Below are 15,283 nucleotides of genomic sequence, written 5' to 3'. Positions count from 1 at the left end.
TTAGCCCAGCGCAGCCTGCTTTTCTTCCGCCAGCCGGTCGAGTTCTGCGCGGCTCTTCTTTTCCGCAGCCGTCTTCAGCTGTCCACAAGCCGCATCGATGTCGCGCCCGCGCGGGGTGCGCACCGGAGCACTGATGCCTGCGTCGAACACGATCTTGGCAAAGCTCTTGATCCGCTCGGGGCTGGAACATTCGTAAGGCGCGCCGTCCCACGGGTTGAACGGGATCAGGTTGACCTTGGCCGGAAGCTTGTACTGCTTGATCAGCCGCACCAGCTCGCGCGCGTCCTCGTCGCTGTCGTTCTTGTCCTTGAGCATCACGTACTCGAACGTGATCCGCCGTGCATTCGAAGCGCCGGGGTAGTCGGCACAGGCCTGCAGCAGTTCCTCGATGCCGTACTTGCGGTTGATCGGTACGATCTCGTCGCGCACGTCCTTGGTCACCGCGTGGAGCGAGACGGCAAGGTTCACGCCGATCTCCTCGCCCGCGCGCGCCATCATCGGCACCACGCCGCTGGTCGAAAGCGTGATGCGGCGCTTCGACAGGGCAAGGCCATCACCATCCATCACCAGCTTGAGCGCATCGCGCACATTATCGAAATTGTAGAGCGGCTCGCCCATGCCCATCATCACGATATTGGTGAGCAGACGGCCATCCGGGGTATAGGCACTGGCGGCATCCTCGTCGTCGTCATCGAAATCGAGGCCCGCCATCGTGCCGCCTGCCTTGGGCCACTCGCCCAGCGCATCGCGCGCCAGCATCACTTGCCCGACGATCTCGCCCGGCGTCAGGTTGCGCACCAGGCGCATCGTGCCGGTGTGACAGAACCGGCAGTTGAGCGTGCAGCCCACCTGACTTGAAACGCACAGCGTGCCCCGGTCCGCGTCGGGAATGAACACCATCTCGAAGTCATGGTTGTCGGCCGTACGCAGCAGCCACTTGCGCGTGCCATCGGTCGAAACCTGCGCCTCGACAATTTCCGGCCGCCCGATCACGAAGCGGGCGGCCAGCCACGGCCGCATGGTCTTGGCGATGTCTGTCATCGCCTCGAAATCGGTCACGCCGCGATGGTAGAGCCAGTGAAACACCTGCTTGGCGCGTAGCTTGGCCGCCTTGGCGTCCAGCCCTGCAGCTTCGAACAGTCCGGCAATCTGCTTCTTGGTCAACCCGATCAGGTCGACCCGGCCATCCTCGCGCGCGGTCACCTCGCGCGGCACAGGCACGGGATCGAAGTGGCCTGCAATCGGCATGTTGGCGGGCAGGGAAGGGCTGGGATCGGCTGAGCACTGCATCGCGCGCATATAGTGCGAGCCGCCCGCACAAGCAAACAGGCTGCGAACCAGCTCGCGCGAACGTCGCACAGACCATCCTGTTCCCCCGGCTCATCGGTTCCAGCTACCATATCGTCGCAAGAGATGTGGCTGAAATATCACGGTTTCTTGTTGTCTCACGTTCATGAAACCGGATCGCTTCCCCACGCATTCGGAGAACCACTGTCGGGTCGCAACGATAACGAGAACCGGCAGCCTATGTTTCGAATGGAGTCTGACATGAAAAAGATCTGCGCAATCCTCGCCGCCGGCACCGCGCTCGCCGCAGTTCCTGCGTTCGCGCAGGACGCCACCCCCGCCGAGGCGTTCAGCGGTTTCCATGCCGAAGCTCTTGTCGGTTACGACCACAACCGCTCGGGCAGCACCGAAGATGTCGATGGCACCCGCGACCTGAAGCAGTCGATCGACGGCGTCGAATATGGTGGTGCGATCGGTTATGACATCCCGCTGGGCACCAACCTTGTCGCCGGTGTCGAAGCCGAAATCACCGACAGCAGCGCCAAGTGGGACAACAACAACGACCAGCCCAACGTGTTCAACCTCGGCCGCGTTGAAGCCGGTCGCCAGTACTACGTGGGCGCCCGTCTCGGCTACGCGATGAGCCCGAGCACGATGGTCTACGTCAAGGGCGGCTACAGCAACGCCCGCTACAACCTTCAGGGCACCAACGGCACCGTCAATCTTCGCCAGCGTCTCGACACCGATGGCTATCGCGTCGGCGCAGGCGTCGAACAGAAGGTCGGCAGCAACGCGTTCGTGAAGCTCGAATACAAGTACGCCAACTACAGCAAGGGCGAATTCGACTTCAACGGCGACACGCCGGACTCGAGCCGCTTCAACATCGACACCGACCGTCACTCGGTGACGGCAGGCGTCGGCGTGCGCTTCTAATCGTCACGCCAGAAGCAAAACGGGAAGGGCGGGCCGCAAGGCTCGCCCTTTTCGCTGCCTCCCCTGCCGCAGGCGGAAGGGGCCGGGGGAGGGCCTGTTACGACGATACGAAACCCTACCGCCCACACCCCAACGCTGCCGCATCCATCGCCGAAGCCGCACCCTCAAGCACATAGCGATCCCGGAACGAGCGCCCATCCGCACCCTTGGCAATCACCACCATGCTCCCGGCACTGCGCATCTGCGCGACGATCCCGGCGTTGGCGGTCTGGTCAACCGGCCAGGCATCGGCCTGCCCCGTCTGCAGCGCAAAGTTGGCTTCCGGGAATGAGACGATCACTTTCGATCCCGCCGCCAGCCGCCGCGCCAGCCGCACATGCACCGCGCCACGAATGCCGCGCTTTGGCCAGTACCCCACGGTAAAGTAAGGTTGGAACGCCTGCTCGCGCCCCGCCACCTTCTCGGCCATGGCAATCGCATAGCAGCGTGGCACGCCCGGATCGCGGAACGCGCCCCAGGCGCCGAACACGCCCAGGCTGTCGCGCGCGATTGCGGTGCCAGATAGGGCGAGAACCGCCAGGAGCAGCAGCTTCCTCACGGCTCCTCCCGTCTGGCGCCCTCAAGCACCTTCGCCGCCCGCTCGGCCTCCTGCACCTCGCGCAGCTTCTCACCCTTGGTCCGCCCGAACTTCGCCCGGTTGGCCTGCGCCTCCGCCGCCCGCGCCTCGCGCCCCTTGGCCTTGCGCACGGCACGAAGGTTCACGACCTCGCCCATCAGGCGTGTTCGATCCCGCGTTCCGATCCGAACAGCACGCTCTCCGCGCCATCCTCCACGAGCGCGATCGAGCCTTGCACCAGCGAGGGCGCAATCGGTGCGCCATGCACGGGATGCACCGGATAGCCCGCCATGATGCCGCGCAGCACCCGGCTCGAAATGCCATGCATCACCACGATGTGATCGCCGCTGTCATCCTCCAGCCCATCAAGCCAGCGGTTCAGCCGCGCCGCAATCATCGGGTAGTCCTCACCATCGGGGGCAGGGCGCAGCAGGTGGTCTTCCACCACGATCGGTCCGACTTCGTCCTCCACGTCGCTATAGGACCGCCCGCACCACGATCCCATGTCGATCTCTTTGAGATCCAGCGTCCGCCGCCCTGAAAACCAGTCGAGCCCCAGCTCCTCGGCAATCAGCGCCGCCGTCTGCAAAGCCCGCCCGGTATCCGATATATGCAGCGTCACCTGCGGCCGCTCGCCCAGTTCGCGCCGCAGCGCACAGCCCATCGCGACGGCCTGCTCGAAGCCCTGCCGGGTCAGCGGCGTATGGATGTGGTTCGCCTGCAGCCGACGCGTCGCGTTATAGACCGTCTCGCCATGGCGCATGATATAGAAGCGACCGCGTTTCATGGGCAGGGCTTTAGCCTGCGGCGTCGGGATAGGAAATGCTCATGATTTCCCACTCCTTCTCCCCCGAAGGCAGCCGCACCACGCGCAAATCGCCTACTCGCGCCCCGCGCAGGGCCTTGGCAATCGGCGCGCTCCAGCCGATCAGGTTGTTCGAGGCATCCTGCTCGTCATCCCCCACCAGCGTCAGCACGCGGCGGTTGTCGTCCTCGTCGGCAATCTCCACCGTCGCGCCGAACAGCACGCGCGTCCGGTCCTCCTGCGCCCGGGGATCGACCACCCGCGCCGCCTTCATCCGCCGCGCCAGAAACGCCAGCTCCCGATCAATCTCCCGCATCCGCTTGCGCCCATAGAGATAATCGCCGTTCTCGCTCCGGTCGCCGTTGCCCGCAGCCCAGCTGACGATCTCGACAATGGCGGGCCGTTCGGTGCCGAGCAGATGATCGTACCGCGCGCGCAAGGCGGCAAATCCGGCGGGAGTAATGGGGTGACCGTCAGGCTTCATGAGGCGCTTGTGGGCGATGATGTTGGTCGAAACAACAAATCCACCCCATTTTTCCGCAGGACAAATGCGGAGGGGGACCGCTCGCGCAGCGGCTGGTGGAGGGGGCAGAAACGAAGAACCCCTCCGTCACCGGCTACGCCGCTGACACCTCCCCATTTGTGCTCCGCAAAAACAGGGAGGATGAATAACTGCTATCTTAACACCAACCCCGTCATCCCGGGCTCGACCCGGGATCCCGCTTTTCCTTGCAAGTCCCAAGGAACAGGCCGTTCGCTGATGCCATTTCAGCGACGTCTGCGGTTGTTACGCCATCAAGCCGCTGTATGATTTTAGCAATGGCATCAAGTATCCTCTCTGGCGTTCCCCTCCGCGTTCGCATCACCTTCTTCGCATTGACCATGGGGGCGGTGGTTGTGCCCATGGTGTTCATCGCGTTGTTTGTGCAAAGAGAAGAGATTCAACCCAGCATGGTCGTTGGTTGCTATGCCGCACCCGGGGCTCCGCCACTCGAAATCGGATTGTCGACAATCCGCATCGCGGAGCCTGATGCGCGAAGATTGAGCTACGAGCCGCAACAATCAAAAACGAGTTATCAGCTAAGCGTCAGGCCAGCCCTGCAGCCCAAACTCCAAGCAGACGGGAAGTACCACTTCGAACAGGCAAGGGGGATCGGTTACTTCTGGTCGCTTCTTCCTGAAGAAGGAAAAAATCGAAACCGAATTAGGCATCCTCGCGAGTATTCCGGACGCTTTGAGATATATGCTTCGGATGGCACACGGCTGGTATATGTCAGGCAGCCCACGTCAAAGCTGTGCAGGTGAACCCACTCACCCCGGCTCCCGCTTGCCAATAAAGTAGCTCATCGGATTGCTCCCCCGATAGCTCGCATATTGCGGGTTCATTGCCTCATAGACCACCGCGTTTTCCAGCACGCGCTGGACGTAGTTGCGGGTTTCCGAGAGCGGGATGCGTTCGATCCATTCGATCCAGTCGATCTCGCCCTTGCGCGGGTCGCCGTTGGCGCGCAGGAACTTGTTCACGTTGCCCGGCCCCGCGTTATAGGCTGCAACCGCCAGTGGCCACGAACCGCCGTAATAATCGAGCATCCGCTGGAAATAGCCTGAGCCGAGCTGCAGATTATACCCCGCATCCTGCGTCAGAGCCGAGGCGTTGTAAGACAGGCCGAGCTTGCCCGCCTGCTCGTTGGCCGTCCCCGGCATGAGCTGCATCAGGCCCCGCGCGCCGGCATGGCTGACGGCGTTCTGCGCGAACTGGCTTTCCTGACGGCTGATCGCGTGAATGCTGGTCCACTTGGCCTCATAACCCGGCGGCACCGGGATCAGCGGGAAGGCGATGTGCTGGAAATCGAGGTAGCCGCGTGCGGCCGCTGCCTGCCCTACGATCACGCCCAGATCGCGCCGCCCCAGCTCGCGCGCAAGGTTCGCCACCATCATGTGCTGCGCTTCGCTCTGCTGCTGCTCTGCCACTTCCTTGAAGAAGCGCACGGTCGTCTTCCAGTCGCCATTGCGGGCAACCTCGCGCACGGCCAGCGTCAGCGGCTGGCTGTAGAACCGGCTGCGCTCGTCGGGTGAGGGCTGGACCGAAGAGTCGGTCGCATATTGCGGCACCGGACGGCCCAGCCGCTCCAGCGCCAGCAGCCCGTAGAACTGGTCGCCATACTGCGCCGCCATCTCGAAATAGCGCCGCGCCTCGTCCTGCTGACCGGCTCGCGCCGCGGCCTTGCCAGCCCAGTAGAACCCCTTCGAGCGCGTCCCCGGCGTCCGCGCAGCCGCGCCATAGCGCCAGAACAGCGGCGCCGCGCCCGCATAGTCACCAAGGTTGAACCACCCTTGCGTGCCGCCAAGCCACATCAGCGAGGTGTAATCATCGCGCAGCCCGTAGTTCAGCTGGCTGACGTCCTCGCCCGGCGCAAAGGCGTCATCGATCCCCGCCGCGATCCGCATCGCCGCACGCGCATCGCCTGATGTGGCCGCGCCCCGCGCATTGACCAGCAGTTCCTCGACCCACTTTTCACGGTCGAGCGGTTGCCTTGCCAGCAATGGACGATTGGCCAGCAGATCGCGTGCCGCCGCACCCTGTCCGCTCTTGCGCAACTGGCGCACGCGCTGGAAGATGAAGCCCGGATCGGCGTTGAAATGCTGCGCGGGCACGCCTGCCAGCAGGGCATAGGGATCGCCCCCCTGCATCGCCGCCAGCCGCGCCCCGTCAATCGCCTTGCGCGCGGGGCTGACCCACACGATCTGCCGCGCCGCCTGATCCGCCGCACCTGCCCACAGCAGCGCGTCCATCCGCGCATCGTGATCTTCAGCCGTAAAGCTCGTGCCCCAGGCCGAGAACAGCGCGCTCTCGGCAGCATCGGTCATTGCTCCACCACGCCATGCCGCCCGCGCCGCCTCGCGCGCCTCAGGCCGTGCAAGCTGCGTCAAAGCCAGCGCATATTGCGCGCGGCCAAGGTTGGTCAGCGGCGGTTTCTGGCTGAAATAGGCCACGAGGCGCGAAGGATCGGCAAAGTCCCGCTCCAGCGAAAGCTCGGCATAGCGACGCAGCTTCTCCTCGTCCGGAAAGCCCGGATAGGACAGGACGAAGCTCGAATAATCGGAAAAGCCGAAGCGGTTGGAACTGGAGAGCAGCTTCCACCGCTCCACCGCCGCCATCATCGGCCCGCCTTGACCGGCCACCAGATTGGCCCGCGCCCGGTCCCAGTCGGACCCGTCCGCGCCATCGGCACCGCTTGCGTGAACCGCGCTCGACGCGGCAACCGTCTGCAACAGCACCCCGGCCAGACCCCATCGCAACATCAAGGCTTTCACGTCCATGCCGGACATACTATGGAGCGGCTCCTTATCAGGCGCTGAACAGACCCCCGCCGGGTTCGGCTCGTCGTAAGCCGAACACGACTATGGGATAAATTGAGGGATATTGTCCATGTTTTCCGGCTCGATTCCGGCCCTTGTGACTCCTTTTCGCGATGGAGCGTTTGACGAGAGAACTTTCCGCCGCCTGGTCGACTGGCAGATCGAGAACGGCTCGTCCGCGCTGGTGCCCTGCGGCACTACCGGTGAGGCATCGACCCTGTCCAATGCCGAGCACCATCGCGTGATCGAAGTCTGCGTCGAACAGGCAGCGGGCCGCGTGCCAGTGATCGCAGGCTGCGGCAGCAACGACACGATGAACGCGCTGCTGCACATGAACTTCTCGAAGAAGTGCGGCGCTTCGGCTGCGCTCTGCGTTGCGCCCTACTACAACCGGCCAAGCCAGGCGGGCATCATCGCCCACTTCAGCTACCTTGCCGAGCACAACGACCTGCCGATCGTGCTTTACAACGTGCCGGGTCGCACGGTGACCGACATCCTGCCCGAAACGGTGTGCGAACTGGCCAAGCGCTATCCGGACAAGATCATCGCAATCAAGGACGCGAGCGGCGACCTTTCGCGCGTGACCGACCACCGGATGGGCATCGGCAAGCACTTCTGCCAGCTTTCGGGTGATGATGAACTGGCGCTCCCCGCCAACGCTGCCGGGGCCGTAGGGTGCATCTCGGTGACGGCCAACGTCGCGCCCAAGCTTTGCGCCGAATTCCAGGCCGCCTGCGCCGCCAACGATCTCGAAAAGGCGCGCGAGCTGAACGACAAGCTCTATCCGCTGCACTACGCGATGTTCTCCGACGCCTCGCCCGCGCCGGTGAAGTACGCGCTCAGCCGCGTGTTCGAAGGCCTGACCGACGAGCTGCGCCTGCCGCTCGTCCCCGCCAGCCCCGAAGCCCGCGCCAAGGTCGATGCCGCGCTGGAGCACGCTGGCCTGATCTGAGGAACAGCTGCCCGACAAAGTGCGAAGTTCCCCTTCCGCTTTGTCGGGGCAGCGCCTACATGGGCGGGACCATGGCACGTCCCGTACATCCTGAATTCGACAAGACCAAAGTCGTCGCCGAGAATCGCAAGGCGCGGTTCGAGTACTTCATCGAGGAGAAGTACGAGGCGGGCATCTGCCTGACCGGCACCGAGGTGAAATCCTTGCGCTTCGGCGAAGGCTCGATCGCCGAAAGCTATGCCGAGGTGAAGAACGGCGAGGTCTGGCTGGTCAATTCCAACGTGCCAGAATTCAGCCATGGCAACCGCTTCAACCACGTCCCTAAGCGCCCGCGCAAGCTGCTGCTGAAAGAGCGGCAGATCGCCAAGTTTACAGGCGCGGTGGAGCGCAAGGGCATGACGCTGGTGCCGCTGTCGATCTATTTCAACAGCCGGGGCCGCGCCAAGGTCGAACTCGCGCTCGCCAAGGGCAAGAACGTTGCCGACAAGCGCGCCACCATCAAGGACCGCGACTGGAAGCGGGACAAGGCCCGGATCATGAAGGATCACGGCTAAGTCACCTCAGCGGTAATCCACTTCACCGACCGGCAAGGAATTCCGGTCTAGTTGCGATGTGATGTCCCGTGGCGGGGCGGACGGGAAACGGGTAGAACAAGCAGGCGATGTTCGACAGGATCGTCAACTGGGCGCGGGCCAACATGCCGACGCGCGAGCAGATGGAGCAGAACCGCTTCGCCCGTCCGCTCGCCGCGCGCCATGAACTGTGGCGCTTCACCCGCCGTTCGGTGCCGCGTGGCGTGGCCGCTGGCCTGTTCATCGGCATCTTCGCGCTGATCCCCGGCGTGCAGATCGTCGGCGCGGCCTTGATGTGCGTGCCGTGCCGGGGCAACATCCCGCTTGCCGTGCTGATGACCTTCATCTCGATCCCGCCGACCACGCTGTTCGTATTCCTCCCCGGCGCCATCGCGGTGGGCAACAGCTTTGGCTACCACGCCGATTTTTCGACCGTCCACGCGCTTGTCGCCAAGGGGGCGAGCATTTCCGACTGGCTCGCCTGGCTCGGAACCGATGCTGCGCCGTCGCTGATCATCGGGCTGTTCCTGATTTCGGTGGTGGCGGCAGGCATTGGCTATGTCATCTCCGCACTCGGCTGGCGCTGGTGGACCGCGCACAAGCGCAAGGTCCGCAAACTCCGCGCCGCCGCGCGGGATTTCCCTGACTGATGCCCAGCTCGGGCAGCGAGGCGGCGACGGTACCTGACGCGCCCGCGCCGCTGCGCGACTGGCTGATGCTTGGCGCTGCCGTGCTGGCGAGCGCTGGCGTGTTGTGGGCGGTCTCGGGCCAGCCCCTGCTGGTTGCAGGCTTCGTCGGTGGCGTAGGCGTGATCGGTGCCGCGCTGCGTCTTGCGTTCCGGTCTCCGCAAGTTGCGACGGAAGCCGAGTTCGCTATTCCGGACTGGTCGGTGACCAACGCCGCGATCGAACGCAGCGATGTTGGCATCGCGATTACCGACCGTGCCGGGCGTCTGGTCTGCGCCAACGCGCTGATGGGCGAATGGTTCGGCCCTGCCGCCGCGCCGCCGCGCCTGCCGCTGGAGCGCGCCTCGACCGAACTGCTCGAAGCCGCCACCCGTGCCGCCTGGCGCGATGGCAGTGCCTCGGCGGAAGGGCTGGCGTCCTCGCAAGGCACATGGCGCGCCGAACTGTCGCGGGCAGGGCGGGGCGAGGACTTTCTTGTCTGGCGGTTCCTGCCCGTCGTCACCCACGATCTCGTGGCCGACATGGCCGGGCACATCGGCGGCAAGCTCGGCCGTGCCCTGGCGCGCGAGGGGCTGCAGTCCGCCGTCGTCGCGCCGGACGGTGCAATCCTCGCCGCCAACAGCGCCTTCGCCCAGCGCGCCACCGGCTCGGCCACGCAGGATCTGACCGGCGCGGACTTCGTCTCCTACCTCGCCAGCGACGAGAGCGACCGCATCTTCTATGCCCGCGAGGGGCGCAAGGGCACACCGGTCAAGCTCGTCCACCTGCCAGTCGCCGACCCCGACGGCATCGCCAATATCGACCCGGCGCGCACCGCCTCGCTGTTCTTGCTGATCGACAGCCAGGGCGGCGTCGGCGAAGTGAGCGCGGGGCTGCCGCAGATCGAGGCGCTGCTGGCGCGTCTGCCGCTCGGCCTTGCCATGACCGACCGCGATGGCCGCTTCCTCTTCGCCAACGCCGCGTTCCTGCGCGCCGCGGGACATGAGGACCGCATTCCGCCGCCGTACCCGTCGGACCTCGTGATCAAGGAAGACAAGGGCGCGCTGCTCGATGCGGTGCGCCGTTACGCGCAGGGCCAGGCAACGGCGGGCGACGTGGCCGTGCGCCTTCGCGCTGCGCCTGACGAGCCCGTCTCGCTCAGCCTTGCCGGCGTGCGCGGGCTTGGCGAGGGGGCGGTGCTGCTCAGCCTCAAGGACTCGTCCGAAGAGACCCGGCTCAAGCGCGAGATTGCTCAGGCGACCAAGATGCAGGCGGTGGGCCAGCTGGCAGGCGGCGTCGCGCACGATTTCAACAACGTGCTGACCGCGATCATCGGCTACTGCGACCTCATGCTGATGCGTCACACGCCGGGCGACAGCGATTATGACGACATCCAGCAGGTCAAGGCCAACTCGAACCGTGCGGCATCGCTGACCCGGCAGTTGCTCGCCTTCTCGCGACAGCAGACGCTGCGCCCGCAGGTGCTCCAGCTGCCCGATGTCGTGGCCGAAGTCTCCGCGCTGCTCAAGCGGCTGATCGGCGAGAAGATCACGCTCGAAGTTACGCACGACCGCGATCTCGGCTTCGTGCGGGCCGACCCGACCCAGCTTGAACAGGTCTTGCTCAACCTCGCGGTCAACGCGCGCGATGCGATCAACGACAAGCTTTCCGCAGCAGGCGCCAAGGGCGGCGGCGTGGTCAAGCTGATGACCCGGCGCGTGACCGCTGCCGACGTGCGCGCGATGAAGAGCGAGATTCTGCCGGTGGGGGACTACACCGCGCTGATCGTCGAGGACAACGGCCATGGCATCAAGCCTGGGCAGATCGGCAAGATCTTCGAGCCGTTCTTCACCACCAAGGAAAAGGGCAAGGGCACCGGGCTCGGGCTGTCGACGGTCTATGGCATCGTCAAGCAATCGGGCGGCTTCATCTTTGCCGAAAGCGAGGTCGGCAAGTTCACCCGCTTCAGCATCTACCTGCCCGTCCACGTTCCCGATGCCGCCGAAGCAGCGCCTGCGGTGCGCACTACGGCCGAGCCGAAGCGCGAATGGTCGGGCGGCGGGCGCATCCTGCTGGTGGAGGATGAGGACACCGTACGGGCCGTCGCCGAACGCGCGCTGGTGCGGCAGGGTTATGAGGTGACGACCGCGGCTGACGGCGAGGAGGGGCTTGAAGCCATCGGCAAGGGCAGCTTCGATCTGGTCGTCTCCGACGTGGTCATGCCGACGATGGACGGCCCGGCAATGGCCCGCGAGATTCGCACCCTTCGCCCCGAACTGCCGTTTCTGTTCATGTCGGGCTATGCCGAGGAGCAGTTGCGGCGCGAGATCGACATTCCCAACATGCACTTCCTCGCCAAGCCCTTCTCGGTCCAGCAGATCTGCGATGCGGTGGAGACGGTGCTGCGCGGGCGATAGCCTGTTCGCATATGTGAACAGGGGTTTACGCTGTTTACACTGTCCAGAGAGAAAACTTCGGGGGCCTTTTCGTGGTGATTTTCGGGGATGCTGACCGAATGTTTCCCATTCGTCATTGCGAGCGAAGCGAAGCAATCCAGAGCACAACCCGCCACGCTCTGGATTGCTTCGCTTCGCTCGCAATGACGAGTCAGTGGTGAGTCGCTGACCCAAGCCTGCGTGCCGGATGTACGAAGGGCGCAGGCTTAGTGTCCAGTGAGGCACGAGCGATTGACGGTTCAAGGAGCACAGCGGAGCCTGCCCCGGATGCGGGCGTGTAGGACAGGCGATTTACAACCGGAATGGTGGGACCGCTTGCGCCATGCCGGTGCGTGCGGACTCGGCGGCGGCTTCTACCACGGCCATCACTGCTAGTGCCTGCTCAGGCGTTACGGCAAGCGGCGCACCGTCGAGAGCCGCCGCAATCCCGGCGTAATAGGCCTGATAGGCACCCGGATGCATGGCGAGTGGATGGGTTTGCCCCTCGGCATCGTAGCGGGTGAGGGGAGACGGTTCGCGGCCCCAATCCGGCGCGCCGGGGCGCAGACCATCGAGCAGTTGCGCCTCCTGCGGGTCGAGGCCGTGCTTTACCAGGCTGCCGGAACTGCCGTGGACGACGAAGCGGGGGGAGCCACCTGCCACCAGCATTCCGGCGTGGAGGACGCAGCGCAGGCGAGGATATTCGAGCACGACATGCGACCAGTCGTCGGTTCGCGCGCCTTCGCGCAAGGCACCGAGGCTGGCTAGCACGCGCCTTGGCAGGCCGAACAGGCAGAGCGCCTGATCGACGAGGTGCGGCCCGAGATCGGCCCAGACGCCGCTGCCGGGGCCGGGGTTCTCGCGCCAGCGATCGCGCACTTGCGGGCGGAAGCGGTCAAAATGGCTTTCGAAGTGGGCAACCTTGCCGATCAGGCCTTGCTGCAAGGCGCTCTGGATCGTGAGAAAATCACCGTCCCAGCGCCGGTTGTGGAACACGCTGAGCAGAGTGCCTTTCCCGGCGGCGTGCGCCGCGATGCTGCGGGCATCTTCGAGGGTGAGAGCGAGGGGCTTGTCCACGACCACCGCCTTGCCAGCCGCGATGGCGGCGTGGGCAAGGGGGGCGTGGCTGTCGTTCGGCGTGGCGATGACGACGAGGTCTATTGCCGGGTCGGCAAGCACGGTGGCGATGTCTGTCTCGACGCGCATTCCGGGCAGGTCGGCATGAACTTTGGCCGGATCGCTGGAGACGACGGCGGCAAGGCGCAAGCCGGGTTCGGCCATGATCAGCGGGGCATGGAAGGTCTTTCCGGCGTAACCATAGCCGACGAGGGCGACGTTGTGGGGCACGTGGTGTCCTTGGGGTTGGCGGGAAGGCAGGGTTTACGGTCTTGGCTGCGGATTGCCCACCCCGCTGCGACTAAGCCTTTCTGCGAAAGGCCAAGTCTCGCGCCCCTCCCGCCTGCGGTAGGGCTGGATTTGCTGCGCTGCGTTTGGCCTCCCCTCCCGCAGGCGGGAGGGGTCGGGGGTGAGCAAGGGGCCTAGAACTTGAGTGTCAGGTCAAAGGGCTCGCCTTCAGCCAGTCCTTCGGCCTGGCGCACGGCGGCCTTGATCGGGACCATCCAGCCGTGCTCCTTGCTGGGGAATGCCGAGGTGCGCCATTCGGTATCGCCGACTTGCACCCCGACCTTGACCGAGCCCCAGCCGGAGCGGCGGCCCGTTTCGAGGCGGTGCATCAGTGCCGTGGCAGAGAGCGCTTCACCCACCGCGCCATCCAGCGTGACGAAGAACCAGTCGCCGCCATTGACCCCGCCGGACCAGCGCCACAGCGTTGTCGTCACGTCATAGGCAGCGTCGCTCATTTGCGGTGGCGCACCGGGACTTTGAGATTGCAGATGTCGATGCCGCCGGCGGGCTGGACATAGAACGGCTCACGGTGGTTGGCGCTCGCATCGGCATAACGGCGGAACGAGGGGCTTTCGGTGGAGAGGTATTCGTAAGGTGGGAGGTCGGGCACTTCTGCGGCGGGGTGGAGCGAAATGATCGGCGTGCGCTCTGCCGGATCGGCATAGACGCCCATCGGCGCAGCCCCGCGCGGCAGGGTGGAGAGGTACTGGATGCCCTCGATCACGCGACCGATCACCGCAAGGTTGCGGTCAAGCTGGCGCGGCGCATGGCCGATCACGGCGTAAAGTTCGGCGCCGGTTCCGGTATCGGGCGGGCCGTCGCGGGCGACGCCGATGCTGGCATAGCAGTGCACCGGCCAGGCGCTCGGCCCCTTGCGCGAGGCGGCAAGCGGCCAGCCGCGATAGAAGAAGGTCTCGTCGGCGTAAGGGTCGGTATCCTTGATCGCGGCGCCTTTCCCGGTCAGCGCATGCCACGCGCCGTGGGTGCCTTCGATCGTGGCAAGCCAGGTGTCGAGTTCTTCATGCGTGGCACTGCGTTCGGGGCCTTCGGGGCGCAGCACGTAGCGCTCCTGCGGCACGCGGGCGAGGCCTTCAGGCAGGGGCTTGGCCTTCAGCCTGTCCTCGCCTTCGCCATCGCCCCACTGCGCCACCCAGTTGTCCTGCACGCGATAGACCGAGAGCCCGTCCCACCAGTGCGTGGCGGCCAGCGTGCGGACATTGCCGACCCAGCCTTGCGAGAACGGATCGGGCAGCAACTGGAACACGACGCGGCGTGGCTTGCCCGAAGCTTCGGGGGCGAGGTCCATGACCAGAAGGTCGTCCGGAGAAATCGGCGACCAGTCGGTCGCGGGCGATGCAGCCACGATTTCGCCAGGCGAGAGCACCGGCGTTGCGGGGGCAGGCGAGGCCGCGACAGCGGCAAGAAAGGCGAGGATCGACATTACTTGATCATTGCAGGAACCGACGCCTTGCGAAAGCGATCATGTGCCGCTAGGGGCGCACTTCCAGAGCAATGCGGAGCGGTGGCCGAGTGGTCGAAGGCGCTCGCCTGGAAAGTGAGTATACGTCAAAAGCGTATCGAGGGTTCGAATCCCTCCCGCTCCGCCACCACCTGAATAAAATCAGGCGCTTACGAGCATAGCCACCAAGCTACCCACCTTTCCACCCACCAACCGGAATTGGGTTCGAACCGTGCAAGCGGTGGGTGGGCAGTTTGATGCCCCCACCCCCTCCAGAAAATCGCCATTACCGAACCCCACCGGGGTGCCACCCCCCAATCTTGGCAGATGGGACCCACGATTCCTCTATGCACACGATTCTGCGCAGTCGAAGGGTTCAGTAAATCTTCCTGATCTCGAACTGCGTATCGCAACCACTTTGGCGATAATAGCTGACAGTCGAGCGGGTCAGATTGCAGGCGACGCCAACGGCAGGAACGAACGGCCCTAACCGCAACTTGTACGAACTGACCATGGCCGAGAGGAACAACCCTTTATCCTTTCGACGCACACCCCAGAACGGGTCCACAGCGTCGAAGTGCGTGACAGTACCTTTTTATCTGGAACAGCACCTGCACCGCTACCTTGCCGAATATGAGTTCCGCTATAACAACGGCGAAACGCTCGGTTGCAACGATAAGGATCGCGCTGGGAATGTTCTGCGTGGTATCATCGGCAAGCGTCTGAGCTATGGTGGGCCTGTTTCGGCAAGCTGACCCTCGCTTGAGTTAGGTGGATGCGGTTCAGCTTGAGTTC

15 protein-coding genes, 1 tRNA gene and 1 pseudogene are annotated in these 15,283 nt (G+C 64.7%); 8 read left to right on the top strand and 9 right to left on the bottom strand.

Annotated features, from left to right (window positions below):
- Entirely contained in the window at nucleotides 1-1,290 is a 1,290-nt protein-coding gene (gene rlmN, locus ACZ1JX_RS09030) for a 23S rRNA (adenine(2503)-C(2))-methyltransferase RlmN (RefSeq protein ID WP_465126384.1), read from the bottom strand.
- A 258-nt stretch (nucleotides 1,291-1,548) separates the two neighbouring features.
- Between rlmN and ACZ1JX_RS09025 the strand changes: the two genes are divergently transcribed.
- Complete coding sequence (locus ACZ1JX_RS09025) at nucleotides 1,549-2,220, top strand: outer membrane protein (protein WP_465123229.1); 672 nt, start codon at nucleotides 1,549-1,551, stop codon at nucleotides 2,218-2,220.
- 115 nt (nucleotides 2,221-2,335) lie between these two features.
- Here ACZ1JX_RS09025 and ACZ1JX_RS09020 read toward each other — a convergent pair whose 3' ends face one another.
- The 4 genes from ACZ1JX_RS09020 to greB are packed head-to-tail and all read right to left on the bottom strand — an operon-like array spanning nucleotide 2,336 to nucleotide 4,125.
- Nucleotides 2,336-2,818, bottom strand: coding sequence for a hypothetical protein (locus tag ACZ1JX_RS09020; protein WP_465123228.1), 483 nt, complete (start codon nucleotides 2,816-2,818; stop codon nucleotides 2,336-2,338).
- A complete protein-coding gene (locus tag ACZ1JX_RS09015) occupies nucleotides 2,815-2,994 on the bottom strand; it encodes a DUF4169 family protein (RefSeq protein ID WP_465123227.1) in 180 nt (59 codons plus the stop codon). The genes ACZ1JX_RS09020 and ACZ1JX_RS09015 overlap by 4 nt, the downstream gene beginning before the upstream one ends.
- Nucleotides 2,994-3,623 carry a phosphoglycerate mutase family protein gene (locus ACZ1JX_RS09010; protein ID WP_465123226.1) on the bottom strand — a complete coding sequence of 210 codons (630 nt, stop codon included), beginning with the start codon at nucleotides 3,621-3,623 and terminating at the stop codon, nucleotides 2,994-2,996. The genes ACZ1JX_RS09015 and ACZ1JX_RS09010 overlap by 1 nt, the downstream gene beginning before the upstream one ends.
- Nucleotides 3,624-3,633: 10 nt before the next feature.
- Nucleotides 3,634-4,125 carry a transcription elongation factor GreB gene (gene greB, locus ACZ1JX_RS09005; RefSeq protein ID WP_465123225.1) on the bottom strand — a complete coding sequence of 164 codons (492 nt, stop codon included), beginning with the start codon at nucleotides 4,123-4,125 and terminating at the stop codon, nucleotides 3,634-3,636.
- Between the two features lie 335 nt (nucleotides 4,126-4,460).
- Between greB and ACZ1JX_RS09000 the strand changes: the two genes are divergently transcribed.
- The gene (locus ACZ1JX_RS09000; protein WP_465123224.1) at nucleotides 4,461-4,946 is read left to right on the top strand and encodes a hypothetical protein; all 486 of its coding nucleotides are present in this window, start codon (nucleotides 4,461-4,463) and stop codon (nucleotides 4,944-4,946) included.
- A gap of 6 nt (nucleotides 4,947-4,952) precedes the next feature.
- Here the strand turns inward: ACZ1JX_RS09000 and ACZ1JX_RS08995 are convergent, their stop codons facing one another.
- Complete coding sequence (locus tag ACZ1JX_RS08995) at nucleotides 4,953-6,962, bottom strand: lytic transglycosylase domain-containing protein (RefSeq protein ID WP_465123223.1); 2,010 nt, start codon at nucleotides 6,960-6,962, stop codon at nucleotides 4,953-4,955.
- A 109-nt stretch (nucleotides 6,963-7,071) separates the two neighbouring features.
- Between ACZ1JX_RS08995 and dapA the strand changes: the two genes are divergently transcribed.
- From dapA to ACZ1JX_RS08975, 4 genes are all read left to right on the top strand, one after another.
- The gene (gene dapA, locus ACZ1JX_RS08990; RefSeq protein ID WP_465123222.1) at nucleotides 7,072-7,953 is read left to right on the top strand and encodes a 4-hydroxy-tetrahydrodipicolinate synthase; all 882 of its coding nucleotides are present in this window, start codon (nucleotides 7,072-7,074) and stop codon (nucleotides 7,951-7,953) included.
- 71 nt (nucleotides 7,954-8,024) lie between these two features.
- Nucleotides 8,025-8,507 carry an SsrA-binding protein SmpB gene (gene smpB / locus ACZ1JX_RS08985; protein ID WP_144907656.1) on the top strand — a complete coding sequence of 161 codons (483 nt, stop codon included), beginning with the start codon at nucleotides 8,025-8,027 and terminating at the stop codon, nucleotides 8,505-8,507.
- A 107-nt stretch (nucleotides 8,508-8,614) separates the two neighbouring features.
- Complete coding sequence (locus ACZ1JX_RS08980; protein ID WP_465123221.1) at nucleotides 8,615-9,175, top strand: DUF2062 domain-containing protein; 561 nt, start codon at nucleotides 8,615-8,617, stop codon at nucleotides 9,173-9,175.
- A complete protein-coding gene (locus tag ACZ1JX_RS08975; RefSeq protein ID WP_465123220.1) occupies nucleotides 9,175-11,607 on the top strand; it encodes a hybrid sensor histidine kinase/response regulator in 2,433 nt (810 codons plus the stop codon). The genes ACZ1JX_RS08980 and ACZ1JX_RS08975 overlap by 1 nt, the downstream gene beginning before the upstream one ends.
- 330 nt (nucleotides 11,608-11,937) lie before the next feature.
- Here the strand turns inward: ACZ1JX_RS08975 and ACZ1JX_RS08970 are convergent, their stop codons facing one another.
- From ACZ1JX_RS08970 to ACZ1JX_RS08960, 3 genes are all read right to left on the bottom strand, one after another.
- Nucleotides 11,938-12,972 carry an oxidoreductase gene (locus ACZ1JX_RS08970; RefSeq protein WP_465123219.1) on the bottom strand — a complete coding sequence of 345 codons (1,035 nt, stop codon included), beginning with the start codon at nucleotides 12,970-12,972 and terminating at the stop codon, nucleotides 11,938-11,940.
- 191 nt (nucleotides 12,973-13,163) lie between these two features.
- Complete coding sequence (locus tag ACZ1JX_RS08965; RefSeq protein ID WP_465123218.1) at nucleotides 13,164-13,484, bottom strand: DUF1905 domain-containing protein; 321 nt, start codon at nucleotides 13,482-13,484, stop codon at nucleotides 13,164-13,166.
- Nucleotides 13,481-14,470, bottom strand: a complete 990-nt coding sequence (locus ACZ1JX_RS08960; RefSeq protein WP_465123217.1) for a peptidylprolyl isomerase — start codon at nucleotides 14,468-14,470, stop codon at nucleotides 13,481-13,483. Before ACZ1JX_RS08960 ends, ACZ1JX_RS08965 begins: the two co-directional genes overlap by 4 nt.
- Nucleotides 14,471-14,545: 75 nt before the next feature.
- Here ACZ1JX_RS08960 and ACZ1JX_RS08955 point away from each other — a divergent pair.
- Nucleotides 14,546-14,636 (top strand) — tRNA-Ser (locus tag ACZ1JX_RS08955).
- A gap of 454 nt (nucleotides 14,637-15,090) precedes the next feature.
- Nucleotides 15,091-15,243 (top strand): annotated as a pseudogene (locus tag ACZ1JX_RS08950) (IS1595 family transposase); the annotation flags it as partial.
- Between the last annotated feature and the right edge of the window lie 40 nt (nucleotides 15,244-15,283).

It is taken from the genome of Novosphingobium sp. BL-A-41-Hi4A-0G (assembly GCF_055521735.1).
Note: the sequence above shows the minus strand (reverse complement) of the source record. Positions and strands in the feature narration are given on the sequence as shown.